This is a genomic window from Massilia sp. DJPM01 (assembly GCF_030348125.1).
Lineage (GTDB): Bacteria > Pseudomonadota > Gammaproteobacteria > Burkholderiales > Burkholderiaceae_D > Telluria_A > Telluria_A frigida.
The window spans coordinates 111,127-136,510 of record NZ_JAQOZV010000014.1; the positions used below are offsets into that span (position 1 = coordinate 111,127).

21 protein-coding genes and 2 pseudogenes are annotated in these 25,384 nt (G+C 65.0%); 16 read left to right on the forward strand and 7 right to left on the reverse strand.

Annotation, left to right across the window (positions count from 1 at the left end; translation table 11 throughout):
• The first annotated feature begins 23 nt into the window (after positions 1–23).
• Together PO883_RS11755 and PO883_RS11760 are read left to right on the forward strand one after the other, a co-directional pair.
• Entirely contained in the window at positions 24–611 is a 588-nt protein-coding gene (locus PO883_RS11755) for a hypothetical protein (protein ID WP_289309926.1), read from the forward strand.
• Positions 601–1,617, forward strand: coding sequence for a nucleotidyl transferase AbiEii/AbiGii toxin family protein (locus PO883_RS11760; RefSeq protein WP_289309927.1), 1,017 nt, complete (start codon positions 601–603; stop codon positions 1,615–1,617). The genes PO883_RS11755 and PO883_RS11760 overlap by 11 nt, the downstream gene beginning before the upstream one ends.
• A gap of 481 nt (positions 1,618–2,098) precedes the next feature.
• On the opposite strand, the pseudogene PO883_RS35090 reads toward PO883_RS11760, so the two are convergent.
• Both PO883_RS35090 and PO883_RS35095 read right to left on the reverse strand, forming a co-directional pair.
• Positions 2,099–2,500, reverse strand: a pseudogene (locus PO883_RS35090) (hypothetical protein); the annotation flags it as partial.
• Positions 2,443–2,730, reverse strand: a pseudogene (locus PO883_RS35095) (TonB-dependent receptor domain-containing protein); the annotation flags it as partial. The pseudogenes PO883_RS35095 and PO883_RS35090, both read right to left, overlap by 58 nt.
• Positions 2,731–2,732: 2 nt before the next feature.
• Here PO883_RS35095 and PO883_RS11770 point away from each other — a divergent pair.
• The 4 genes from PO883_RS11770 to PO883_RS11785 all read left to right on the forward strand — a co-directional run bounded on the left by PO883_RS11770 (position 2,733) and on the right by PO883_RS11785 (position 7,532).
• Entirely contained in the window at positions 2,733–3,155 is a 423-nt protein-coding gene (locus tag PO883_RS11770; RefSeq protein ID WP_289309929.1) for a hypothetical protein, read from the forward strand.
• A gap of 63 nt (positions 3,156–3,218) precedes the next feature.
• A complete protein-coding gene (locus PO883_RS11775) occupies positions 3,219–4,037 on the forward strand; it encodes an alpha/beta hydrolase (protein ID WP_289309930.1) in 819 nt (272 codons plus the stop codon).
• Positions 4,038–4,623: 586 nt separating this feature from the next.
• On the forward strand, positions 4,624–5,433 hold the full coding sequence (locus PO883_RS11780; protein WP_289309931.1) for a TorF family putative porin: 810 nt from the start codon (positions 4,624–4,626) through the stop codon (positions 5,431–5,433).
• Positions 5,433–7,532 (forward strand): methyl-accepting chemotaxis protein, encoded by a 2,100-nt coding sequence (locus PO883_RS11785; RefSeq protein ID WP_289309932.1) that lies wholly within the window; start codon positions 5,433–5,435, stop codon positions 7,530–7,532. Before PO883_RS11780 ends, PO883_RS11785 begins: the two co-directional genes overlap by 1 nt.
• Before the next feature lie 319 nt (positions 7,533–7,851).
• On the opposite strand, the gene PO883_RS11790 is transcribed toward PO883_RS11785, so the two are convergent.
• The 3 genes from PO883_RS11790 to PO883_RS11800 form a co-directional block, all read right to left on the reverse strand.
• Positions 7,852–8,301: a DUF2244 domain-containing protein gene (locus PO883_RS11790; protein WP_289309933.1), complete on the reverse strand. Its 450-nt coding sequence runs from the start codon at positions 8,299–8,301 to the stop codon at positions 7,852–7,854.
• A gap of 5 nt (positions 8,302–8,306) precedes the next feature.
• On the reverse strand, positions 8,307–9,902 hold the full coding sequence (ctaD, locus tag PO883_RS11795; RefSeq protein WP_289309934.1) for a cytochrome c oxidase subunit I: 1,596 nt from the start codon (positions 9,900–9,902) through the stop codon (positions 8,307–8,309).
• A 138-nt stretch (positions 9,903–10,040) separates the two neighbouring features.
• Positions 10,041–11,114, reverse strand: coding sequence for a LacI family DNA-binding transcriptional regulator (locus PO883_RS11800; protein ID WP_289309935.1), 1,074 nt, complete (start codon positions 11,112–11,114; stop codon positions 10,041–10,043).
• A gap of 197 nt (positions 11,115–11,311) precedes the next feature.
• Here PO883_RS11800 and PO883_RS11805 point away from each other — a divergent pair, with 197 nt between their 5' ends.
• The 8 genes from PO883_RS11805 (at position 11,312) to PO883_RS11840 (ending at position 22,840) form a co-directional block, all read left to right on the forward strand.
• Entirely contained in the window at positions 11,312–12,562 is a 1,251-nt protein-coding gene (locus PO883_RS11805; RefSeq protein ID WP_289309936.1) for an Hsp70 family protein, read from the forward strand.
• Between the two features lie 8 nt (positions 12,563–12,570).
• Positions 12,571–13,224 carry a 3'-5' exonuclease gene (locus tag PO883_RS11810; protein WP_289309937.1) on the forward strand — a complete coding sequence of 218 codons (654 nt, stop codon included), beginning with the start codon at positions 12,571–12,573 and terminating at the stop codon, positions 13,222–13,224.
• A gap of 21 nt (positions 13,225–13,245) precedes the next feature.
• Positions 13,246–13,602, forward strand: coding sequence for a hypothetical protein (locus tag PO883_RS11815; RefSeq protein WP_289309938.1), 357 nt, complete (start codon positions 13,246–13,248; stop codon positions 13,600–13,602).
• Between the two features lie 98 nt (positions 13,603–13,700).
• Positions 13,701–15,722: a TonB-dependent receptor gene (locus PO883_RS11820; protein WP_289309939.1), complete on the forward strand. Its 2,022-nt coding sequence runs from the start codon at positions 13,701–13,703 to the stop codon at positions 15,720–15,722.
• A 231-nt stretch (positions 15,723–15,953) separates the two neighbouring features.
• Positions 15,954–17,333 (forward strand): tetratricopeptide repeat protein, encoded by a 1,380-nt coding sequence (locus PO883_RS11825; protein WP_289309940.1) that lies wholly within the window; start codon positions 15,954–15,956, stop codon positions 17,331–17,333.
• Positions 17,334–17,512: 179 nt separating this feature from the next.
• Positions 17,513–18,154, forward strand: coding sequence for a methylamine utilization protein (locus PO883_RS11830; protein WP_289309941.1), 642 nt, complete (start codon positions 17,513–17,515; stop codon positions 18,152–18,154).
• Between the two features lies 1 nt (position 18,155).
• On the forward strand, positions 18,156–20,567 hold the full coding sequence (locus tag PO883_RS11835) for an EAL domain-containing protein (RefSeq protein ID WP_289309942.1): 2,412 nt from the start codon (positions 18,156–18,158) through the stop codon (positions 20,565–20,567).
• Positions 20,568–20,665: 98 nt separating this feature from the next.
• Positions 20,666–22,840, forward strand: coding sequence for a prolyl oligopeptidase family protein (locus PO883_RS11840; protein WP_373890054.1), 2,175 nt, complete (start codon positions 20,666–20,668; stop codon positions 22,838–22,840).
• Between the two features lie 46 nt (positions 22,841–22,886).
• Here PO883_RS11840 and PO883_RS11845 read toward each other — a convergent pair whose 3' ends face one another.
• Entirely contained in the window at positions 22,887–23,213 is a 327-nt protein-coding gene (locus PO883_RS11845) for a hypothetical protein (protein WP_289309944.1), read from the reverse strand.
• A 240-nt stretch (positions 23,214–23,453) separates the two neighbouring features.
• Between PO883_RS11845 and PO883_RS11850 the strand changes: the two genes are divergently transcribed.
• Together PO883_RS11850 and PO883_RS11855 are read left to right on the forward strand one after the other, a co-directional pair.
• Positions 23,454–24,170 carry a hypothetical protein gene (locus tag PO883_RS11850; RefSeq protein ID WP_289309945.1) on the forward strand — a complete coding sequence of 239 codons (717 nt, stop codon included), beginning with the start codon at positions 23,454–23,456 and terminating at the stop codon, positions 24,168–24,170.
• Between the two features lie 378 nt (positions 24,171–24,548).
• Positions 24,549–24,872, forward strand: a complete 324-nt coding sequence (locus PO883_RS11855; protein ID WP_289309946.1) for an H-NS histone family protein — start codon at positions 24,549–24,551, stop codon at positions 24,870–24,872.
• Positions 24,873–25,088: 216 nt separating this feature from the next.
• Here PO883_RS11855 and PO883_RS11860 read toward each other — a convergent pair.
• Positions 25,089–25,384 (reverse strand): sigma-70 family RNA polymerase sigma factor (locus PO883_RS11860; RefSeq protein WP_289309947.1); only part of this gene is annotated, 296 nt, incomplete at its 5' end.

Below are 25,384 nucleotides of genomic sequence, written 5' to 3' on the forward strand. Positions count from 1 at the left end.
GCGCCCCGCGCCGCCTGAAGCACATGTATGAGATTCACTTGACGACAGCGCCGCTCTCGGCTGCCCAGTGGCCGGCGTTCGACCGTTACGCCGCATCCATCGGCGCGCGGCCCATGGTCATCGAACTGGCGCGCGGCATCCACCCGGTGCAGCCGATGCTGACCCTGTGCCGCGACGGCGAACTCGATGCGGTGATCCGCTTCGCGCAAGCGCTCGCCGGCCAGGCAGCGCACGCCGGTTTCGGGGTGGTGCGCTGCAAGATCGAGCAGGATGCGCCGGCGGACGTGATGCCCGCAGCGGGCGGCCGGCACCACTATTTTGAATGGCATGGCCGCATGGCCGTGCCGGCAGCGATCCGCTTGCAGTTGGCGGCCGTCAGCGAGCAATACGGCGGCCATTTGTCCAACAACGCGATTCGCGGCGGCGACATCCGCTATGTGACCTTGCGCGAGACGGGCGAGCATGCCGCATTGCGCCGGCGCGTTGCGGCCCTGGCAGCCGCCATCGGCGCGCACGGATGGCTGATTGAAAAACAGCAGTGGGAACGCGTCGTCTTCGACAGCAATCTCACCCTCGATCATGGATGGCTGGAGCATAGCGATGACAATTGACCTGGCAACCATACGCGACTACGCGGCGCACAGCGGCTTGCCCGAATCGACCGCGCAGCGCATCGTGGTGGAAGAAGCGTTTTTCAGGCGCGCCGCGCTGGTGGACGGTCCCTTCATGCTCAAGGGGAGTTATGTCACGCGCCAGCAGATCGACCAGGGCTGGCGCCGCATTCCGGGCGACCTCGATTGGGTCGGGCTGGAACCAGTGGACGCCGGCGTGCTGACCGCCTGGGTCACGGCGGTCACGGAAACTGAGGTCGACGACGGCATTCGTTTCCGCAGCTTTGCCGAGAATGCGTTCTGGCGCATGATCGAGTACGCGATGGACGACGATTTCCCGACCGTCAATACCGATATCGTCGCGTGGATCGGTGAGCACCAGCTCGCATCGTGCAAGATCGATGTCAGTTTCGGCCTCAAGCTGCAACCGCCGCCACGCCCCCTGTTGTACCAGCCCCGCTTCGGCCCACCGTTCGTAATGCAGAAAAGCGTGGCCACCGAACTGCAAATGGCGTGGAAGCTGCATCAATGCCTGGTGCGCCCGCGCTTCAAGGACATGATGGACCTGATTCTGGTACTACGGGCGAACACGGTCGATGTGAAACTGGTGTGGACGGCGCTGGAAGACGAATGCCGCCACGATAACACGCCGCTCGAGAGCTTCAACCGGCTGCTCGACCGAACGATAGCGGAGCATCCGGCGTGGAAGCGCCTGACACACGGACGCTATAGCGCCGCGGAGTGCTTTTCGGTCTGGCGCAGCACCCGTGCCGCCGATTCGGGGCTGCAGTTGTTCGAACCCTCGCTGGAGCAGTTGTATGTTGGCGGACGCGAGCTGCTGTGGGAGGATTTCGAGCAGTGCGTCGCCGAACTGGCCATGCTGCTGCAACGCGCTGGCTTTGTGCGGGTAGCGCCCGCCGATACCGGCGGTGTGCAGCAGGCCGCCCCGGTGGCCTCCACAGGCGTGATCGACACCCTGGCGCGCTGGCTCGGACGGCGCGATTGAACGTGCCCCCGGATTTGCCAGGATGGTGCTGGTTCGCCTTGCGCCGGCACGCCTGGTTTTTCAGTCTGTCCCGCGCGTTCTTCGCCCCGGGATCGATGTCGAGCGCGCGCCGGTAGCTGGCAATGGCTTGCGCGACGCGGCCATTCTTTTCATACGCTTCGGCCACGCTGTCGTGCGCATTGCTGCTGGCGGGGTACAGCGATATATTGAGCTTGAAGATCGCGAGGCTTTGTTCCGGCTTGCCGTGCATGAGCATCTCATAGCCCCACTGGTTGACCAGCGCTTCATCGAGGCTGAACTGCGGATCGGCGGCGCGCAGTTCCTGATAAATCGCGCCGAGTTGATCGTAACCGCGTTTTGCCAGGGCCGCCATCAGCGCCGGGGGAGGGCTGTACACGCTCAGCGGAAAGGCGCGGTTGAGGGCGCGCCGGGCGATATCGTCCGAGCCGCTGTGCGAATTGGACATCTGGACCACGCCGCGCCGCGTGTCCGGATCGCAGCCGATGTACGTGCGGTAGCCGGCGGCGCCGCCGTTGTGCCACACGATGTGCGAGCCGTGCTTGTCCAGGAGATGCCAGCCCAGGGCGATCGATTCGCCCGGCCGCTGGTCGATGGCTGCTGCGGCTTGTGGGCGGCCTGCCTCGCGGGGTAGAGCGGCGAGGCGATGATGCCGGCATGGGCGCCGACAAATTGAAGCATGTCGGCGCTGCTCGAGCGCAAGGCGTCCATGCCGGCCAGCGCCGGCATGTCCCAAGTCTGGGCCGGCACGCCCGGCATGCCATAGCCGGTCGCGAGGCGTTTTTTCATGTCCGCGTTCAGGGTAATGGCGGTGCTGTCCATGCCCAGCGGCTTGCCAATCGCATAGCGCGCGCCGGCGTCCCACACGACCGGGGAGGGCACGCGGTAGCTGTTGCGCAGGGCGGCGAAGCGCTCGCCGACGTAGGTCGTCCCCAGCGACACGGTCAACGGCTGCCAGGCGCCGGCGAACCCATAGTCGCCCCACAGGCGCGCGCTGCGTCCCGGCGCGTTGCGCAGTTTGTTTCCGACCGCGAGCGTATTGTCCCGGGCGATGGTGGCGTCGAGGACGCTGACGGCGCCGTGCACCACGCGCATTCTTGAGACGATCGTGGCGCAGCCCGGCCATCAGCAGCCATGGCCCCCCATGCCGCCTGGTCCTGCAGATACAGGCCGCTGGCGCGTACCTCGCCGTGGTCGTCCTCCAGCCGCAGCTCGAACGGCGTTGTCCCATGCAGCCGGGGGTTGAACAGGTCGACCGGCGCGATGTCGATGCGCTGTCCATCCTGGTTGCGGATGGTGCGCGCGAGGTGGTCGACGCCGGCGAGCAGCTTGTGCCGGATGGCGCCGGTTTGCAGGCGCCCGCCCAGTTCCAGCCGCACGGTGCTCGAACGCTGGTCGAGGAAATAGGGCAGGGAGGTGCGCGTGACGGACTGGCCTTCGAGGCCCCAGCTGTCGAGCTGGTAGATGGCGCGTTCGAGCTTGCCGGTCAGTGGGCTAAGCGTGGCCGGCGTGGCCGCTGAAAACTATGTTGTATAGACAATGTTTTGGTGGCAGTATGTTGTTCTTTCCCCTTTGGATTTACCATGAAAAATGCTTTGTTTGCCCTGATGGTTGGCTGTGCCGCCTTGCCGTCGTTTGCCGCGCCGGTGGCGTCGCAGACGTTCACGATCGACTCGACAGTGCTGTCGGAGACCCGGCGGATCAATGTGTTCGTGCCGGGCGGCCACGGCGGAGAAACGGGAGCGCCCTTGCCAGTGCTCTACATGCCGGACGGTGGCAATGCCGAAGATTTCCCGCACGTGGCCGAGACCGTGCAGACGCTGGTGGCGGCGGGGCGCATGATGCCGGTGCTGTTGGTGGGCATTGAAAACACGGAGCGGCGGCGCGACCTCACCGGGCCAACCACGGTGGCGAACGACAAGAAAATCGCGATCCGCGTGGGTGGCTCGGCGGCATTTCGCCAATTCATCCGTACCGAGCTGATGCCGCATATCCGGTCGCACTACCGCACCACGGCCGACACCGGCATCGTGGGGGAGTCGCTGGCCGGCTTGTTCATTGTCGAGACCTTGCTGGCCGAGCCGGAACTGTTCGACCGCTACGTGGCCATCAGCCCGAGCGTCTGGTGGAACGATGAAGCGCTGGTGCGCGCTGCGGACGCGCGCATCAAGGCATTGCCGGCCAAGCCGAAGGCCATTTTCCTGACCTCGGCCGACGAAGAGAACATCGTGCCCGGCACGGCGCGCCTGGCGGAATCGCTGCGCGCGCATGCGCCGGCCACGGTGCGCTGGACGTATCGGCCGATGCCGAAAGAGCGCCACGATACGATTTACCGCGCAAGCGAAGCGCTGGCGCTGGAAACGGTTTACGGCACCGGCACGGCACCGGGCGCCGCGCCGTAAGCAGCACAGCGTTGGCCACACACGCGCTGTCGTAAGCAGGGCAGCGTTGGCCACGCACGTACGCGCTGCCGTAAGCAGCACAGCGTTGGCCACGCACGTACGCGCTGCCGTAAGCAGCACAGCGTTGGCCACGCACGCGCTGCCGTAAGCAGCACAGCGTTGGCCACGCACGCGCCGCCGTAAGCAGGACAGCCGCACGCGCCGCCGCCAGGGCACGGCGCGTGCGGCCTTGCCGCGCCAGCATCGGCGTCGATGCCGTGAGGCGCCGTTCAATGTCCCGGTGCCGTGCTGCGCGGCGTACGCGCTTCTCCACCCTGCGTTCCTCTCTCCGTTATACAACGGATTTCCTTCTCTTGGTGCAACACGTTTGACATTGGCGCGCGCTCGCGCCTATCCTTGGCGCATGGCCTGCGCATGCGCAAGTCCACTTTGTTACGAGCCTCAGCATCACCGGGTGCCGTTGCCGGCCCCAACTCCGCCGGCAAGTACTGCTGCACGTTTGACCTGACCCTCGTCTGACTCTTCGCTCAAGATGTACCTGGTGCGCCTGTTCTTGCGTGTCCAGTAACCTTACGGAAAATTCAAGATGCCTTCTATCGTCAAACAGCGCTTCGCACTTTCTCTCGTCAGCTTGTTCGCGTTCGCTTCCCAGGCATCAGCCCAGGCCGCCACGGAGGATGCCAAGCCCGCAGCCGCGCCCGCGACCACCATGACCGCCAACGTCACCCTGGCGTCGCAATATATTTCGCGCGGCTTCCGCCAGACCTGGGGCAAGCCGGCGCTGCAGGGCGGCTTCGATATCGGGCACCCCAGTGGCTTCTCGGCCGGGGTCTGGATGTCGACCGTCAGCAACCGCTTCATCGAAGATGGCACGCTCGAAGTCGACCTGTACGGCGGCTATACCGGCACGGCCGGCCCGATCGGCTACAGCGCGCTGCTGTACTACTACAAATACCCTGGCGCCGAGTACCACGCCACCGGCGTCTCGTACGACTACGGCGAACTGTCGCTGGGCATGACCTACAAGTTTTTCTACGCCAAATACAACAGCACCTATACCAAGGATTTCTTCGGCATCACCAATGCGCGCGGCACCGGTTACCTGGATGTGGGCGCCAATGTCGACCTGGGTTCAGGCTATACCCTGAACCTGCATGCGGGCGATGGCCGGGTGCATGGCGCCGGCAACGATATCTGGAACTGGCGCGACCTGAAAGTGGGCGTGAGCAAGGCCTTCGACGGCGGCTGGGCCGTATCGGGCGCGTACACCAAGGCGCATGGTTCGACCAATGCCTACGACGCCTATACGCTCGGCATTCCCGATTCGTCCGGCAAGGTGGCGGTATCGAATCCCGCCGTGGGGACCTTCGTGGTGGCGCTGACCAAGACATTTTGATGATCGAACACACCGAAGAGGATAAGAACACCATGGCAGCATTCGGATCTGGTCTTTCGCTGAACAGCAAGATTTGTATCGCCGCCACTGCGCTAGTGGTGTTGAGCCTGGGCGTGACTGCGGCCGTGATCGGCTACAAAAGCAGCACCAGTGCGGAAGCGGCGGCCATGGAACTGGCGCGCACGTCCTCGCGCGAGGTGGTCGGCGCGCTGCAAAGCCGGCTCTCGACCAACCTGGCCAGCGTGATCAGCCTGGGTTCGGCCATGCGCTCGACCAAGGCCCTGGGCCAGCCCTTGCAGCGCGAGCAGATCTACGAGCTGATCAAGGCCACCCTGCTGGGGACGGAGGACTTGATCGGCGCGGCGGTGACCTTCGAGCCGAATGCGCTCGACGCCAAGGATGCCGAGTTTGCCGACAAGAAGCCGCATTACGACGCCAGCGGCCGCTTCATGCCGTATTTCACGCGCAATGCCAAGAACGAAGTGAATGTGGAACCGATCGTGTTCGGCACCGATGCCGGCGCGAATGACTGGTACGACATTCCCAAACGCAGCGGCAAGGTCTTTTTCACCGAGCCCTATGTGTATCCGGTGGCGGGCAAGGATGTGCTGATGGCGTCCCTGGTGGCGCCGATCATGATTGAGGGTAAGTTCATCGGCACGGCCAGCGCCGACTTCATGCTGCCGCGCCTGACCACGATCCTGTCCGAGCTGAAGGTCATCGAAGGCGGCAAGTTGTCGCTGATCTCGAACGGTGGCTTGTATGCCAGCCACCCGCTGCCGGCGCGCCTGGGCAAGCAGGCCGACGACTTGCCGCCGGCCGCGCTCGAACGCATCCGCCAGGGCAAGGCTTACGAATTCGACGATGGACGCGGCAACATCCGCCTGCTGCAACCGCTCTCGATCCACCCGGACATCCCTCCCTGGAGCGTGGACCTGAGTTTTCCGAAGAAAGTGGCAACGGCGCCGGCGCGCGAATTGCTGATGTACACCCTGATCGTCGCGCTGGTATGCGCACTGGCCACGGGCGGCATCCTGGTGCTGGTGGTGTCGCGCCTGACCCGTCCGCTGCGCACCCTGGGCCGGACCATGACCAACCTGTCCTCGGGCGAGGCCGACCTGCGGGTGCGGCTCGATGTGCGCGGCAAGGATGAACTGGCCGTCATCGGGGCCGGCTTCAATGCCTTCGTGGCCAAGATCCATACGGTGCTGGTGCAGGTGCACGAAAGCGCGGATAACGTGGCCCAGTCCAGTTCGGAGATTGCGCAGGGCAATAACGACCTGTCTGCGCGCACCGAGCAGCAAGCCAGCTCGCTGGAGGAAACGGCGGCCTCGATCGAGGAACTGACCGCGACCGTCAGGGACAATGCGGAGAATGCCAAACAGGCCAACCAGCTGGCGGCATCGGCCTCGGACGTGGCGAGAAAGAGCGGAGCGGCGGTATCGCAAGTGATCGCCACGATGACGTCGATTAATGAGTCGTCCAACAAGATCGTCGATATCATCAGCGTCATCGACGGGATTGCCTTCCAGACCAATATCCTGGCCCTGAATGCCGCCGTGGAAGCGGCGCGCGCGGGCGAGCAGGGACGCGGTTTTGCGGTCGTGGCCTCGGAAGTGCGCAATCTGGCCCAGCGCAGCGCGGCGGCGGCCAAGGAAATCAAGGCCCTGATCGACGATTCGGTGGGCAAGGTCGCCATCGGCAGCCGCCAGGTCGACGAAGCCGGCAGCACCATGGAGCAGGTGGTGGCCAGCGTCAGCCGGGTCAATGCCATCATCGCCGAGATCACGGTGGCCACGGGCGAGCAGAGCCAGGGTATTTCGCAGGTCAACCAGGCGATCGCCGAAATGGATGGCGTGACCCAGCAAAATGCGGCGCTGGTGGAAGAAGCGGCAGCGGCGGCGGAAAGCTTGCAGTTCCAGGCCTCGCAACTGGCGCGGGCGGTGAATGTGTTCAAGCTCGACGACCGCCACGGCGGTGCCGCGCCGCGCAGCGTGGCGCCGGTGGCGCGTGCGACCCCATCGTCGCACCTGGCGCTGGCCAAGGTCAAGCCGGCGCTGACAAAACCGGCGGCGGCCGAGGAGTGGGACGAGTTCTGACGCGGGTGCGGGGGGCCGCGTGCGCGTGCATGTCAGCGCACGTGGGCGCGCGCCAGCGGTCCACGCAGCGTTGCGCGCGCCCGTTGTTGAAGCGAAGCTGTCTGCGCTAACCGTCTGCGCGAACCTGTCAGCGTGGGCCGTCTGGCGCCTGCCTGCCGTAGCGCGTCCTTGCCGGCCTGGCGCGCGTGTCAGCTCCTGCGCGTCAGCCCAGGCATCCCGTCACCTCAGCCCATGCGTTCCATCACGCCAGCCCATGCGATCCGTCACGTCAGCCCATGCGATCCGTCACGTCAGCCCATGCGTTCCATCACGTCAGCCACTAACGCAACAACGCTGTCTTGCGCAGTTCGCGTCGCAACTCCTGCGCCACCTGCTCGCGCAATTCCTCCGCGATGAACGCGCCAATCTCCACGCGCACGCCGCGCGACTCCAGCGCGATCAGGCTGTGCCGGCGATCGGGCATGCCGATGCGGGTCCAGCACGCCTCCAGCCGGATACTCCTGACCCGGCCCGCCTCGACCCGCTCCACGAGCAGGCAACCGTCGCCAAGCGCGACCCGCTCGCGGTCGCCCGCATGGCGCGCGTAGCACAGCAGCGCCACCGCCAGCACGCCGATGTCGAGCAGCGCGAAGACCAGCACCGGCCACGCCCCATGCGCGGCAAAGGCCAGTCCGATCACCAGCAGGAACAGGCACAGCAAGCCATACGCCACGCCCACCTGGCGCGGTGACATCGAACAGTTTTTCTTCAACAGCCATTCGTGTTCCATCGGCGTTACTTGACCAGCGGCGGTGTCTCGAAGGTGTGGAAAGGGGCGGGACTGGGCACCGTCCATTCAAGTCCCTCGGACCCGTCCCACGGCTTGGTCTCAGCCTTGTCGCCCCCGCGCACGGTGGGCAGCACCACGGCAAACAGCCAGTATGCTTGCGTCAGGCCGAACAGAAAGGCGCCGACCGAGGTGAGCATGTGGAAGTCCGTGAACTGCGTCGCATAGTCGGCATAGCGGCGCGGCATGCCGGCCAGCCCCAGGAAGTGCATGGGGAAGAAGGTCACGTTCACCCAGATCAGCGAGTTCCAGAAATGGAATTTGGCGCGCCCCTCCTGGTACATGTGGCCGGTCCATTTCGGCACCCAGTAGTAAAAGCCGGCGAACAGGCAGAACAGCGAGCCCGCCACCAGCACATAGTGGAAATGGGCGACCACATAATAGGTGTCATGCACCTGGATATCGATGGGAACGATCGATAGCAGCACCCCGGACAGCCCGCCGATGGTAAACACCCAGATGAAACCGATGGCGAACAGCATCGGCGTTTCCAGGGTCAGCGAGCCTTTCCACATGGTCGCGATCCAGTTGAACACCTTGACCCCGGTCGGCACGGCCACCAGCATGGTGGCGTACATGAAGAACAACTGGCCCGTGACCGGCATGCCGGAGGTGAACATGTGGTGCGCCCAGACGATGAACGAGACGATGGCGATGGCGGCGGTGGCGTACACCATCGAGGCGTAGCCGAACAGCGGCTTGCGCGCGAAGGCGGGAATGATGTGCGAGATCATGCCGAAGCCGGGCAGGATCATGATGTAGACCTCCGGGTGGCCGAAGAACCAGAACACGTGCTGGTACATGACCGGGTCGCCGCCGCCGGCCGCGTTGAAGAAGCTGGTGCCGAAGTGGCGGTCGGTGAGCAGCATGGTCACGGCGCAGGCCAGCACCGGCATGACGGCGAGCAGCAGGTAGGCGGTGATCAGCCAGGTCCAGCAGAACATCGGCATCTTCATCAGGCGCATGCCGGGCGCGCGCATGTTGAGGATGGTGGTGATGATGTTGATGGCGCCCATGATCGACGAGGCCCCCATCAGGTGGATGGCGAAGATGGTCAGGTCCATTCCCGGGCCCATCTGCAGCGACAGGGGCGGGTACATGGTCCAGCCCGACGCGGTGGCGCCGCCGCCGGCAAGGAAGGCGCCCAGCAGCAGCAGGGCGGCCGGCGGCAGCAGCCAGAACGAAAAATTGTTCATGCGCGCGAACGCCATGTCGGACGCGCCGATCATGAGCGGAATCATCCAGTTGGCGAAGCCCACGAAGGCCGGCATGATGGCGCCGAACACCATTACCAGCCCATGCACGGTGACGAACTGGTTGTACAGCTCGGGATGGAAGAATTGCAGGCCGGGCCGGAACAGTTCGAGCCGGATCAGGAGGGCCAGCACGCCGCCGGCCATGAACATGGAGAGCGAAAACCACAGATACAGCGTGCCGATATCCTTGTGGTTGGTCGCATACAGCCAGCGCCGCCAGCCGCGCGGCTGCGCATGCTGTTCGTCGCCGGCCAGCTCGCCATGGCCGGGAAGGATCGTCACGCTCATCAGGCTCTCCATGCATCGGTGTCATGGATGACTATAGCGAGCGCGCCGCGGCGCACGATACGCGGCCAGGCGCTGTTTGGCGCCGCTCAAGCGCAGGCGTTTTGGCGGGAACTCTTTGCCGCGTCTGGCGGCCTGATCTCAGGCGCCCGGCCCCAGCCGCGCCGTCGCGCCCTCGACCACGGTGGCCGAAAACACGCGCCGCTCGGGGCAGCCCGTGCTGGCGCAGATCAGGCCGGTCAGCATCGCGCTGGCGGCCAGGGTCATGGTCTGCACCGGCTGGCGCAGGGTGGTCAGGTTGTAGCTGAGCCAGCCGGCCGGCGGCATGCCGTCGAAGCCGGTCACCGACAGCTGGCCCGGCACGTCCAGTCCCAGGTCGTGGCGCGCCGTGTCCAGGCAGCCGATGGCCATGATGTCGTTGCCGCACATGACCGCGTCCGGCACCCGGCCCAGGCCGGCGATGATGTCGCGCAGGCCGCGCCCGCCGCTGGCATAGTCGTAGTCGCCGCTGACGATCAGGGGTGCGGGCAGTCCCAGCTCGGCCAGGCGGCCGGCCACGCCGCGCTTGCGGTCCTGCGCGATGGCCGAGTCGTGCGGGCCGTCGATCATGGCGAAGCACTTGTGCCCGCCGGCCGCCAGGCGCGATACCAGCAGGCGCGCCCCTTCCACCTGGTCGCACACCACGGCGTTCACGGAGCGCTCGCGCAGGGTGCGGTTGAACAGCACGAAGGGAATGCGGCGCCGCTCGAATTCGGCGGCCTGCGCATGGCTCAGGGTGGCGGCCAGCACGGCACCGTCGACCTGGTGCTGCCAGATGTCGGCCAGGGTGGCGCCGATATCGCCTTCGCGCGCCAGCGAAAACAGCAGCACGCGCATGCCTTCGCGGCCGAATTGCCGGCTCAGCTCGGACAAGATTTGCGGATAGTGCAGGGTGACGATGTCCGACAGCACCACCGCGATCAGGTTGGAGCGGCGCGTGATCAGGCTGCGCGCGGCCGCGTTCGGCGTGTAGTCGAGCTCGGTCGCGGCTTGCATCACGCGCGCGAAGGTCGCTTTCGACACGCTTGCGCCCGGCTTGAAGCAGCGCGACACGGCCGATTGCGACACCCCGGCCGCGCTGGCCACGTCATACGAGGTGACGCGGCGCGCTTCGCTGTGGATCAGCTGCTTCAGATCGGCAATGTTGGCTTGCAGCGGCGCGGGGATGTGGGTCATTAATTTCTTCTGGATAACAATCCTTGCTGGACTGCCCAGTGTAGACCACGAGCTTGCTATGCGGTAATACTCTTACTGTAGAGTAATTTGGTCAGGCGGGAATCGGTGCTTTTCAGTTGCGCCAGAGCGACAATGCAGAGGAATGCCCGTTTCAGGCGCACTCTGGTATAATACCGCCCCTTAATCTAAAGGGTACCATGGCGAATGCTTGCGGCGTCGATTTCGGAACGTCAAACTCAACAGTAGGCTGGGTCCGCCCCGACCAGTCGGCTCTGCTCGCCCTCGAGGATGGCAAGGCTACCTTGCCCTCGGTGGTGTTTTTCAACGCCGAGGACGAGGAGGTCAGCTATGGCCGCGCGGCCCTGGCAGGCTATCTTGCCGGCTACGAGGGGCGCCTCATGCGCTCGCTCAAGAGCTTGCTCGGGACCAGCCTGATCGACGGCCAGACCGAGGTCGGCGGGCGCGCGCTGCCATTCCGCATGCTGCTCGGGCACTTCATCGGCGAGGTCAAGCGCCGCGCCGAACGCGAAGCGGGGCGCAGCTTCAACTCGGCCGTGTTCGGCCGTCCGGTGTTTTTCATCGATGACAGCACGGCTGCCGACCGCCTGGCCGAGGATACCCTGGCCGAGGTGGCGCGTTCGGTCGGCTTCGAGCACGTGGCCTTCCAGTACGAGCCGATCGCAGCCGCCTTCGACTACGAGTCGCAGATCCGGCGCGAGGAACTGGTGCTGATCGCCGACATCGGCGGCGGCACCTCCGACTTTTCGCTGGTGCGCCTGTCGCCCGAACGGGCCCTGAAGGCCGAGCGGCGCGACGACATCCTGGCCACCGGCGGCGTGCACATCGGCGGCACCGACTTCGACAAATACCTGAGCCTGGCCTCGGTGATGCCGCTGCTCGGTTACCAGACCCTGCTCAATAACAATAGCGCGATTCCGTCGAGCTATTTCTTCAACCTGGCGACCTGGCACACCATCAACCTGGCCTACACCAAGAAGGCGGCGGCGCAGCTGGCCGACGTGGCGCGCGACGCGCGCGAGCCGGACAAGCTGGGCCGCCTGCAGCGCCTGATCGAAGAGCGCTCCGGCCACTGGCTGGCGATGCAGGTGGAGGAGGGCAAGATCGCCCTGTCCGACGCCGCCAGCGCCACCCTCGCGCTGGAGCGCCTGTCGCCGCCGGTCGACCTGCTGCTGCACCGTAGCGAGTTCGACGATGCCATCAGCCACCTGGTCGGCAGCATCGACCAGACGGTGCTGAAGCTGTTGCTTGATGCCGGTGTGGCGCCGGACGCGGTCGACACCGTGTTCTTCACCGGCGGATCGAGCGGCGTGCGCATGTTGCGCGAGCGCATAGGCGCGCTGGTGCCGAAGGCGCGCAAGGTCGAAGGCGACCTGTTCGGCAGCATCGGTGCCGGCCTCGCGCTCGACGCCGTGCGCAAGTTCGGTTAGGACGCGCCGTGTTCGAGAAACCGATCGTGATGCTCGATTTCGAGACCACGGGCTTGTCGCCGGCCAACGGCGACCGCATCACCGAGGTGGCGGCGCTGCGCATCGTCGACGGCCGCGTGACCGAGCGCTATGTGTCGCTGGTCAATTGTGGTGCGCGCATTCCCTACTTTATCAGCGAGCTGACCGGCATTTCCCAGGCCATGGTCGATGCCGCGCCGCCGGTCGAGCGGGTGCTGCCGCAACTGTTGGAGTTCATCGGCGGCGATGCGCTGTCCGCCCATAACGCCAGTTTCGACGAGAAATTCCTCAAGGCCGAGGCGGAACGGCTGGGCCTGGCCACGGCGCACGAGGGGCTGGTGTGCTCGCTCAAGCTGTCGCGCCGCGTGTTTCCGGGCTTGTCGAGCTACAAGCTGGGCTTGCTGTCGGGCCAGCTGGGGATTCGTTTCCGCAGCGCCGCCCACCGCGCCGAGTCCGATGCCGAAGTGGCGGCCGAAGTGCTGATCCACATCGCGCGCCACCTGGGCCACACCTATGGTTTCGGTTCGGTCGCGCCCCAGCTGCTGGTATCGATGAACAAACTGAGCGCCGCCAAGGTGCCCGCTTACCTGCGCCAGGAGGCCGACGCGGCACTGCTGGCAAAAAAACCGCCGCAAAACGCCTGATCGCTTTACAATATTGGCACCATGACCCGCCAGTTCGCCATTCGTATCCTGTTGTCGCTTCTGCTGCTGATCTCGCAGCAGATGGCGACCACGCACGTGATGTCGCACTGGAACACCGCGTCCGCCGCCAGCCAGGCCTTGGCGCAGGCCCAGCCGCAGCCTGACGGCGACGGCAGTGCGCTCTCGCGCGCCATCGCGCGCGACCAGAGCTGCGACCAGTGCCTGGCGTTCGCCCAGCTGGCCGGACCGCTGGCCAGCCATGCGCACGGCTTCGTGCTGGCCGATGCCGGCCTGACGCTGGCCGCATCGATTTCCCCCCAGGCGGCGCGTGCGCGCACCCTCAACGCGTTCGAACCGCGCGGACCACCTCAGGCCTGACAGCCGCTTTCCCTGTTTCTTGTGCATACGCCAGGCCGCGCGCGGCCTGCCCGCGTGCACCTGTCTGTCACTCTTTGTTTGCCTGAGGTTTTATTATCATGAATGTCCAACGTACGCTGCTTGCCAGCGCGATCCTGTCCGCCCTGTCCGCCCTGTCCGCCCTCAATCACGCCAACGCGCAAGTTGGCGCCGCCGCATCCGCGGCCGCCGATCCGGTCGTGCCCAAGGTGGTGGTCACCGCCACGCCTTTCGGCAAGTCCGAAGGCGACCAGATTCTCTCGCCCGCCAAGATCCTGGCTGGCGATGAATTGCGCGACAAGCTCGGCTCCTCGCTCGGCGAAACCCTGTCGCAGGAACTCGGCGTGTCCGCTTCCGGCTTCGGCGCCGGCGCCTCGCGCCCCATCATCCGCGGGCTGGAAGGCGCGCGCGTGAAGATGCTGGAAAACGGCATGGCGGTGGCCGATGTGTCCGGCCTGTCGAACGACCATGCGGTCTCGGCCGACGGCGCGGTGGCGCGCCAGATCGAAATCCTGCGCGGCCCGGCCGCCTTGCTGTACGGCTCGGGCGCCATCGGCGGCCTGGTCAACGTGGTCAACGAGCGCATCCCGGCCGCGCTCGAAACCCATCCATCCGGCCAGTTTGAAACCCGCTACGGCACGGTCGACCGTGGCCGTAGCGCTTCGGGCGCCGTCGATGCGGCGCTCGGCAATATCGGTCTTCACCTGGATGGCAACATCCGCCGCGCCGACGACTACAAGATTCCCGACAACCGGGTAGTGGGCGATCCGGCCTCGGCTTCGGGCCGCCTGCCGCAATCGTTCACGCGCCAGGACACGCTCGGCGCCGGCGCCTCGCTGATCGGCGACTGGGGCCATGCAGGCGTATCGGTGTCGACGCTGAATAACCGCTACGGCATCCCGACCCTGGCAGGCTCGCAGATCGAGCAGTCGCAGATCCGCTACGATGCCGACAGCCTGTTCAACAAGCCCTTCGCCGGCGTCGAGAACATCAAGCTCAAGGTCGGCTATACCGATTACGACCATGCCGAACTGGACCACGAAAACCGTCCGGAAGTGCTGTTCAAGAACCGTGCACTGGAAACCCGCGCCGAGCTGACCCACGCGCCGCTGGCCGGCTGGCACGGCACCCTGGGCATGCAGACCGAGAATACCCACTTCAGCGCCCTGAGCGCCGAAGGCGGGCCGGACACGGTGCCCGTGACCCGCTCGACCTCGAGCGCGGCCTTCCTGGTCGAGGAGCGCGACTTCGGCCCGCTCAAGCTCAACGCCGGCGCGCGCCTGGAATCGGTCAAGCGCACCCCGCTGGGCAAGCAGGAGCGCCAGTTCGACCTGGGTTCCTACTCGGTCGGCACCATGTGGCCCTTCATGCCCGGCTACGCCAGCGGCGCCACGGTCTCGGTGGCCCAGCGCGCCCCCGCCACCGAGGAACTGTATTCGGGCGGCCCGCACGACGCCACCCAGACGTTTGACATCGGCAACGCCGACTTTAAAAAGGAAAGCTCGCGCAATATCGAACTGTCGCTCCAGAAAGTATCCGGCCTGGTGCGCTGGAAGGCCAATGTGTTCCAGAACAAGGTCAAGGATTTCGTCTACGGCAATATCAGCGGCGCGCGCGTCGATGAAGAAGGCAATCCGGGCGAAGAACTGCTGCAGCGCATTTACCAGCAAGCCAACGCCAGCATTCGCGGGGCGGAAGCGGAAGTGAGCTACAACCAGCACGGCGAGGGCCTGTCCCTGCGCGCCTTTGCCGACAGTTCGCGCGGCAAGCTCGACCAGAGCGGCAGCCTGCCGCTGCAACCGGCCGCGCGCATCGGTGCCGATCTTGGGTACCGCAGCGGTCCGCTGCGCGCCGGCCTGTCGCTGCTGCGCGCCCAACGCCAGGACCGGCTCGCCAGTTTCGAGCAGGACGCCACTCCGGGCTACACCCAGGTCGGCGCCAATCTGTCCTATACCCAGCATATCGGTAGCGCCGACCTGACCTGGTTCATGATCGCGCGCAATTTGTTGAACGAGGATATACGCCTGTCGACCTCGGTATTGAAAGAGGTGTCGCCACTGCCGGGCCGAAATTTCCTGTTCGGCGTTCGCACCAAGTTTTAAGCGGGGACAAGCCCGAATTTGTTTCAAGCCGAAACCAAACCCCGCCGAGAGCGATCTCAGCGGGGTTTTTTCATGCCGCCTAACGTGCCAACCTGCGGGTCCGCTTGTTCCCAGTCAAACTCCGGCACGCTTGTCCTATTAAAATTTTAGCAATACTTCTCAGGTCGCTTATTGCCTGTTGCAGCCCAATAATTCTGCAGTTTCAACGGCGTTGGCGCCGGAGGATGAAGCATGGACCGCCAGAATACTACCCGCGAGAACTATCAAACCTTCATCTGGTTCCTCCTGGCTGCAGAACGCGGCAATGCCTACGCCCAGTTCAACCTGGGGCTCCTGTACAAAAAGGACCGCGACTACGACCAGGCCTTCACCTGGCTGCGCCAGGCGGCCCAGCAGGGACTGGCATTTGCCCAGAACCACCTCGGATCGATGTATTACCACGGCCGCGGCGTGGCCCGCAACGATGCCGAGGCGGCCCGCTGGTTCCGCCACGCTGCCGAACAGGGCGAGGCTTCGGCCCAGCAAAACCTGGGCCTGATGTACCGCAAGGGCAAGGGCGTCGAACAGAATCACGAACAGGCGCTGGCCTGGTTTTACCGCGCCGCCGAGCAGGGTTCGGCCAGCGCCCAGACCTTGCTGGCCGAATGCTACCTGGCCGGGCAGGGCGCGCCGGTCAGCTACGAACTGGCGATGAGCTGGTTTCGCAAGGCGGCCCTGCAAAGCGATGCCGTGGCCCAGCTCAACCTGGGACTGATGTACAAGCGCGGCCAGGGTGTCGAGGCCAGCGACGAACAAGCGCTGTGCTGGTTCCGCCAGGCGGCCGCCCAGGGCAACCCGATGGCCCAGCGCCACGTGGGCGTGGCCTATGCCGACGGCGTGGGCGTGCGCGCCGATCCCTTGCGCGCCGTGGCCTGGCTGCAGCGCGCGGCCGAACAGGGCGACAAGGATGCCCAGTTCAACCTGGGCGTGATGCTGGCCAACGGCCAGGGCGCCGAGCAGGATGAACACCGGGCGCTGCGCTGGTACGCGCGCGCGGCCGAACAGGGCCACGTGCTGGCGCAATACAATCTGGGCAGCATGTACGCCAACGGGCGCGGCACCGCGCGCGACGAGTACCGCGCCCTCGAATGGTACCGCCGCGCGGCCGAACAGGGCGCGGCCAACGCCCAGTTCAACCTCGGCGTCATCTACGCCAGCGGCCAGGGCGTGCCGCGCGACGATGGCCAGGCCGCGCACTGGTACCGCAGCGCCGCCGAGCAGGGCGACGCCAGCGCCCAGAACAACCTGGGCGTGATGTACGCCAACGGCCACGGCGTGCCGCAGGACGATGCGATGGCCGTCTACTGGTACACCCAGGCGGCCGAGCAGGGCCATGCGCTGGCCCAGTACAACCTGGGCGGCATGTACAACAGCGGGCGCGGCGTGGCGCGCGACGCCGTGCGCTCCTATATGTGGATGCTGCTCGCGGCCGACGCCGGCGACGAAACGGCCAACGCCAACAAGGCCATCGTGGCGCGCCGTCTCACCCCGGCCGAGATCGGCTCGGCGCTGGACCAGTCGCGCCAGTGGCTGATCGCCCACGCCGCCAAGGGCGGGCGCGGCGCGCCGTAAGGCCGTGTTCATCATGCCAACGTGTGCGCGCGCCGCTTGCTGCCGCGCCGGCATCGCATTTCTTCCTCGTCTGCCAACTCCATTGAAAGTTCTGCTCGGAACTTTCTTCGAGACGCTACAATAGGCTCGCACCCGCCCCGTCCGCCGGCGGGAGGACTGCCCACCTTGGATGCGCGCCCATGAACACATTGCTTCGTCTGATCTGCCTGGCCGGGATGTCGCTGGCCAGCGCCGCCGCTGCCGCCAGCGCCATTACGGTGCAGGTCAACGACAGCAGCGGCAAGCCGCTGGCCGACGTGGTGGTGACGGCCGAGCCGGACGGTGGCGCACCCCTGCCCAAGCCGCTCAAGCCGGCCGAGATCGAACAGCGCGGCCTGCGCTTCTTGCCGCTGGTCTCGGTGATCCAGACCGGCAGCCGGGTGTCGTTCCCGAACAACGACAAGGTCAAGCACCACATCTATTCCTTCTCGCCCGCCAAGAAATTCGACCAGAAGCTGTACTCCGGCGTGGCGGCCGCGCCACAGGTGTTCGACAAGGCTGGCATCGTCGTGCTCGGTTGCAATATCCACGACCGCATGCTGGCCTACATCAAGGTGGCCGACACCCCGTTCTTCGCCAAGACCGACGCCGCCGGAGTGGCCCGCATCGAGCTGCCGGCGGCCGGTAAATACACGCTGTCGTCCTGGCATTTCAACATGGCCGGCGGCGCCGTCGAGCAAGCCGTCGCGGTCAAGGCGGGCGAGGGCGCCACCGCCGCCAGCGTCAAGCTCACCATGAAACCGCCGGCGCCGGACCCGGACTCGCCGGGTGCGCCTTACTAGCATGATGTTACGTTTCAACAGCCTGGAAGGGCGCATCGTCACCCTGTTCCTGGTGCTGATCCTGGCCGTGCAGGCGATCGGGCTGGTGGTGATCGAGCACGGCATCAATGTCAATGCGCGTTCCAGCATCGCCACGGAACTGCTCAACGGTGAAAAAGTCTTCCGCAAGCTGATGGAGCAAAACGCCCAGAAGCAGCGCTTTTCCGCCCAGGTGCTGGCGCGCGACACCGCGTTCGTGCAAGCCATCGGCAACGGCGACGAGGAAGACCGCGCCACCATCGCCTCGGCGCTGGCCAACAGCGGGCGGCGCGCGCGGGCCGACCTGACCATGCTGATCGACGGCGAACGCCGCGTCATCGTCGAAAACGGGATCGTCAAGAATGGCTCGCTCGAAAAGCTGGTCCTCGGCTTGCTCGACAAGGCCGAACACAACGATGGCGCCAGCGCCGTCGCCATTGTCGACCAGCGTCCGGTGCAGGTGGTGATCATGCCGGTCAAGGCCCCGCTCACCATCGCCTGGGTGGTCATGGGCTTTCATCTCGACCGCCAGCTGCTCCTCGACATGCGCGAGCTCTCGCAGCTGGAAGTGGCGATCCTCACGCGCGACCCGGACGGGACCTGGACGCCGCTTGAAACGACCCTGCCGGCCGGCGTCATGGCGGGCGTGGCGCGCACCCTGCAGACCCTGCCCGAGAACCTGGCGCGCCCGTTCGACCTCGATGCCGGCGCCATCCATTACAGCGCGCGCCGGCTGCCGCTCGGCGTCGATGGCGCGCGCCGCGCCGACGTGCTGCTGGCGCGCTCGATCGACGCCGCCAAGGCCGAATACACCGGCCTGCAGCGCACCCTGGTGATCCTCACCGTGGTCGCCACCCTGGTCGCGTGCGCGGTGGCGGTGCTCACCGCGATGCGCATCGCGCAACCGCTGCGCCAACTGGCCGGCAGCGCGCGCCGCATGGAACTGGGCGACTACGACGGCCGCATCGACCTCGAACGCAAGGATGAAATCGGGGCGCTGGCCAAGGCCTTTGCCGGCATGCGCGACGGGATCGCCAAGCGCGAACAGGAAATCCGCCGCCTCGCTTACTGGGATTCGCTGACCGACCTGCCCAACCGCGCCCAGTTCGTGCTGCAGCTGGGCGAGGCGCTGGCCGAGGCGCGCCAGCGCGAGCAGGTGGTGTTCGTGCTGATGATGGACCTGGACCGCTTCAAGCACGTCAACGACGTCATGGGCCACGCCTTTGGCGACGCCCTGCTGCAAAAGGTGGCCGAACGCCTGCGCACGCTGCTCGGCGAGAGCGAGCCGCAAGCGCAGCTGGCGCGCCTGGGCGGCGACGAATTCGTGGTGCTGCTGGCGGCCTCCTCGACCGACCATGCGCACCAGGTCGCCGCCAGCATCCTGCGCGCGCTCGAAGTGCCGCTCTCGCTGGAAGACCAGACGGTCGACATTGGCGCCGGTCTGGGCATGGCCGCGTTTCCGATCAACGGCGCCGATCCCGAATCGCTGCTGTCGATGGCCGAAGTGGCGATGTACGCGGCCAAGCAGCGCAACGATGGCGCCGTGGCCTACGACGCGGCGATGGACAAATCCAGCGCCAAGAGCCTGAGCCTGCTCACGGAGCTGCGCAACGCCATCGAGCGCAACGAATTCCGCCTGCACGTGCAGCCCAAGATCCGGCTCGATAGCGGCGAGGTGGTGGGCGTGGAGTCGCTGGTACGCTGGGCCCATCCCGAGCGCGGCAATGTGTTCCCGGACGAATTCATCCCGTTCGCCGAGCAGACCGGGTTTATCCGCGTGCTCACCGGCTGGGTGCTGGACCAGTCGGCGGCGCTGTGCAGCGACTTGCAGCGGCAGGGCATCCACCTGAAGATCTCGGTCAACCTGTCCACGCGCGACCTGCTCGACCAGGACTTGCCGGCCAAATTCAAGGAGATACTCGCGCGCCACCAGCTGGCGGCCGGCGCGTTCTGCCTGGAGATCACCGAGAGCGCGATCATGGACGACCCGGTGCGCGCCCAGCTGACCCTGGAACGCCTGCATGCGATGGGGGTCGACCTGTCGATCGACGACTTCGGCACCGGCTATTCCTCGCTGGCTTACCTCAAGCGCCTGCCGGTCGACGAACTCAAGATCGACAAATCGTTCGTGCTGAACATGGAAAACGATATCGGCGACACCAAGATCGTGCGTTCGACCATCGACCTGGGCCACAACATGGGCTTGCGCGTGGTGGCCGAGGGCATCGAAACCGAAGCGGTGTGGCGCCTGCTGGCCGCGCTCGGCTGCGACCAGGGCCAGGGCTACTTCATGAGCCGCCCGATCGCCGCCGACAAACTGCTTGGCTGGATCGCCGCCTGGACTCCGCCGGCCAGGTCGGCGCTGCCGTATCCGGATACGGTCGGTTCGGCCTGATTCGCATGGCGTGATGCGGGGATGGCCATCGCCACGGCCCGGATTTCGCGCTATTATCTTTCCCGGCAAAGTTGCCCATTCCATCAAGAGACAGAACCATGCAAATGAGACATGCAGTCCTCGTCGCCAGCCTGCTCGCCGCATTCGGCGGACCAGCACTGGCCCAGGCCCAGGCCCCGGCCTGCGCCCCCGGCGGCACGCCAACGACCTATCCGGTCACGAAAAAAGTCGAGCAGCAGGACATGTATCACGGCACCAGCATCGCCGACCCGTACCGCTGGCTCGAAGACGCCAACAGCGCCGAGACCAAGGAGTGGGTCGACGCCCAGAACAAGGTGACCCAGGCCTACCTCGGCCAGATCGGCGAGCGCAGCGCCATCAAGGAGCGCCTGACCAAGCTGTGGAACTACGAGCGCTACAGCGTGCCGTACAAGGAAAGCGGCCGCTATTTCTACAGCCGCAACGACGGCTTGCAGAACCAGGCGGTGCTCTACACCATGAAGTCGCTGAACGACGAGCCGCGCCTGCTGCTCGACCCGAACACCCTGGCCGCGGACGGCACGGTGGCCCTGGCCGGTAGCGCCGTCAGCCCTGACGGCAAGTACCTCGCCTACGGCACCGCCGCATCCGGCTCCGACTGGAACGAGTGGAAAGTGCGCGACATCGACACCGGCAAGGACCTGGACGACCACCTGAAGTGGGTCAAGTTCTCGGGTGCTTCCTGGACCAAGGATGGCAAGGGCTTTTTCTACAGCCGCTACGATGCGCCGGAAGAATCGGCCAAGCTGGCCGGCATCAACTACTTCCAGAAGCTGTACTATCACAAGATCGGCACCCCGCAGGGCGAAGACACCCTGGTCTACGACCGTCCGGACGAAAAGGAATGGGGCTTCGGCGGCGAGGTGAGTAACGACGGCAAATACCTGATCATCACCGCCTACAAGGGTTCCGCGCAGAAGTCGCGCATGTTCTACAAGGACCTGACCAAGCCGGGTTCCAAGGTGGTGCCGCTGATCGACAATTTCGAGGCTTTTTACAACTTCATCGACAACGATGGCCCGGTGTTCTACTTCAGCACCGACAAGAATGCCACGCGTTCGCGCCTGGTCGCCATCGACATCCGCAAGCCGGCCGAGAAGCGGTGGAAAGAGATCATCCCAGAGACCGCGCAAACCCTGGTCGGCGTCTCGCTGGTGAACAAGCAGTTCATCGCCGAGTACCTGGCCGACGCGCGCAGCGTGGTCAAGGTCATGGACCGCAAGGGCAAGCTGGTACGCGACATCGCGTTGCCGGGTATCGGCTCGGTGTCGGGCTTTGACGGCAAGCGTGGCGACAGCGAGACCTTCTACTCGTTCACCGGGTTCACCAACCCGACCACCACCTACCGCCTGGACATGAAAACCGGCGCCAGCACGGTGTTCCGCAAGCCGACCGTGGACTTCGATCCGGACGCCTACGAAACGCGCCAGCAGTTCTACACCAGCCGCGATGGCACCAAGGTGCCGATGTTCATCGTGTCGAAGAAGGGCCTCAAGCTCGATGGCAGCAATCCGACCTACCTGTACGGCTACGGCGGCTTTAACGTCTCGCTGACCCCGAGCTTTTCGACGGCCAACCTGGCGTGGATGGAAATGGGCGGCGTGTACGTGGTGGCCAACTTGCGCGGCGGCGGCGAGTACGGCCAAGGTTGGCACACGGCGGGCACCAAGCTGCACAAGCAGAACGTGTTCGACGACTTCATCGGCGCGGCCGAGTGGCTGGTGGCGAACAAGGTGACCTCGCCGGCGAAGCTGGCGATCGGCGGCGGCAGCAATGGCGGCCTGCTGGTCGGTGCGGCGATGACGCAGCGTCCGGAGCTGTTCGCGGCGGCCATTCCGCAGGTGGGCGTGCTCGATATGCTGCGCTTCCATAAATTCACGATCGGCTGGGCGTGGATCTCGGATTACGGCTCGTCCGACAATGCGGATGAATTCAAGGCGCTGGTGAAGTATTCGCCGCTGCATAACCTGAAGGCGGGATCGTGCTATCCGGCCACCATGATCACCACGGCCGACCATGACGACCGCGTGGTGCCGGCGCACAGCTTCAAGTTCGCGGCGGCGGCGCAGGCGGCGCAGGCGGGCAGCGCGCCGATCCTGATCCGCATCGATGTGAAGGCGGGCCATGGCGCCGGCAAGCCGACCACCAAGCTGATCGAGGAAGTGGCGGATCGCTGGGGCTTTTTGAGCCGGGCCTTGCGCATGAACGAGCCGGCCAAGGTGGCGGCGAAGTAAAACCTGCGATCCCCTCGCCGTGCCGCTGGCGGCGAGGGGATGGAGGTCAGAAGTCGCGTTTGATCGTGTTGGTCTTGAACGAGCCACTCAGTCCTTCCACGCTGACCAGGGCATACACCTCATCCTGGCCCCAGTCCTCGTTCAGCTGGTTGGCGGATACGGTGTTCGACAGCGAAAAGCTGCCGTCGACACCGACGCGTTCGATGCCGGTTCCGCCAATACTGAAGAGTGTGTCATCGAACCACTCATCGTCCCCGCGAATCCGGGCGCCGACTTTCTTGTTGACCGAATTGTAGAAACCATCGCCGTTGACGACCACCAGATAGTTGCCTGGCTGATTCTCGGCAGGGCTGATATAGAGCGTGACGTTCATGCTGTTTCTCCTTGAAGTGGCCAGCGGTTGGCAGACTTCCAGTATTTGCGATCGATAAAAAGCGGTTTAAAGAAAAGACAAGCCTGGCGCACGCCATGCTGACGATGCCTCAATACGCGCAGGCCGGGGCGTATCGGAATCCGCCACCGAATGTCCTGCCCGACGGTACTTCCCGCCATCCTTTCCCGCGCCCGCGCCGGACGCGTCACAGTGAGCTTCTTTCCACTGCCAAGGACCGTCATGCAGCTTACCCAAGCCCGACCCAACGCCGCTGTTTACGTTGCCGCCTTTCTCGCCGCCGCCATGCTGCTGGCCGGTCCGATCGCGCAGCCCGCCGGCTACCACGCCTTTGCCGACGTGCGTTCGCTGTCCGGCCTGGCCAACGCCGCCGACGTGCTGTCGAACCTCGGCTTCCTGCTCATCGGGCTGGCCGGCCTGCTGCACGTGCGTCCCACGCGGCCCGCCCACACCATGTTCTTCGTCGCGATCCTGCTGACCGGCTTCGGCTCTTCCTGGTACCACCTGGCCCCGGATGACACGCGCCTGGTCTGGGACCGCCTGCCGATCGCGCTGGCCTGCGTGTCGCTGCTCGCCGCCGCGCTGCACGACGCCTTCCCCACGCGCTTTACGCCGCTGCCCACGCTGGCCGCGCTGTGCGCCCTGGGTGCGGCCAGCGTGTTCTGGTGGTCGGCCAGCGGCAACCTTGGCCCCTACCTGCTGATCCAGCTGGCCCCGCTGGTGCTGGTCCCGGTGCTGCAATGGCAGGCCGGCGCTCCGCCGGCGCAGCGGCGTGCATTTGGTGTCGCCATCGGCCTGTACGTGCTGGCCAAGCTGTGCGAGCTGGCCGACGCTGCCATCCTGAGCGCCATCCAGGCGCTCAGCGGCCACACGCTCAAGCACCTGCTGGCCGCGCTGGCGGCGCTGGTCCTGACCCGCATGATCGCGGCAAGTCGCTGATTTCACGGCAATTTATGAACGCCGGCATCGCTGTCGGGTGTTGAAGGGCGATGTGGGCACCGCCCGGCCGGCGAGGGGGCGCCAGGTGTAAGTGACGCATCGCCAATTTCTGCCAGATCTGCGGCCACGCCGGACCAGTCGCACTGGTCGCACGAGCACGGGATCAGGATGGGCTCTTTAACAAATTCAATCGTTGCGGAGTAAGTAGGCTGCGAAGTCTCGGTGCTATACATCGTGTTTCTTTCAACCGTTGTTGTGATGCAAATAAGTATGGTGTTCGTAATCGCGGCTAACAGTTGGAGAGTTGTAACCCCCGTAACCGAATCCAAACTTTCTATAGAATACGCGTTCTAAGCTGCAACTATAATTGGGAGTAATATGGATTTATCACAAATGTCATTAAGGCAACTTCGCGACCTGAACGAAAAAATTAGCGCTCTGATAGCTTCGCGGCACAAGAAGGAGCGGGCTGACGCTATCGAGCAAATATACGCCGTAGCACACCGCCTTGGCGTCCCCCTACAAACGCTTCTTCAGGAGGCGGAGGGCGTTAAGATGGGGAAAATGAAGAAGCGGCGCGAAGGGACTGTCTACCAAGACCCAACCAATTTAGCGAACACCTGGGCCGGCATTGGTCCTCGTCCTGCATGGCTGAAGAGCGCCATTGCTGCTGGCGTGCAGATGGACGCACTTCGCGCATAAATGCAAGCCCGGCCGAAGCGATGGCTTCAGGCTGGCTCGCTTATACATGGCACGGAAACACCAAAAAAATAGGATAACAAACGCAGGTCGCCCAACCAGAGGTAGTTTCCGGTGGGCGCCGCGGTCGCGGAATGTATATGCGACGAAAGCAAAACCGGGGAAACCCATCTTCTCTTCGGCATTTGGAAGCACCTCGAAACACCGCGCACCTTCCGGCTAAAAGCGGCTAGTTCTAGATGAGTCAAGCAAGGGGTTTATCTGTTTCACAATTTCCTCCCTCGCTCGAAAAATCCGGCTTCGTACGGTCCCGACGGGGCACTGCATGATTTTTGAGATTTCGCCGTAACTGAGACCTTCAAGCTCCCGGAGGACGATCGCGGTCCGCTCGTCCAGTGTCAGCGAGTTCATAGCCGAATAGATTGCCAAAGCAAGTTGTTTGGTTTCAATCGCCGAATCTGGCGTATGCATATGAGCCAATTGCAAAACGATTTTTCTGAACTGGCCGACATCAG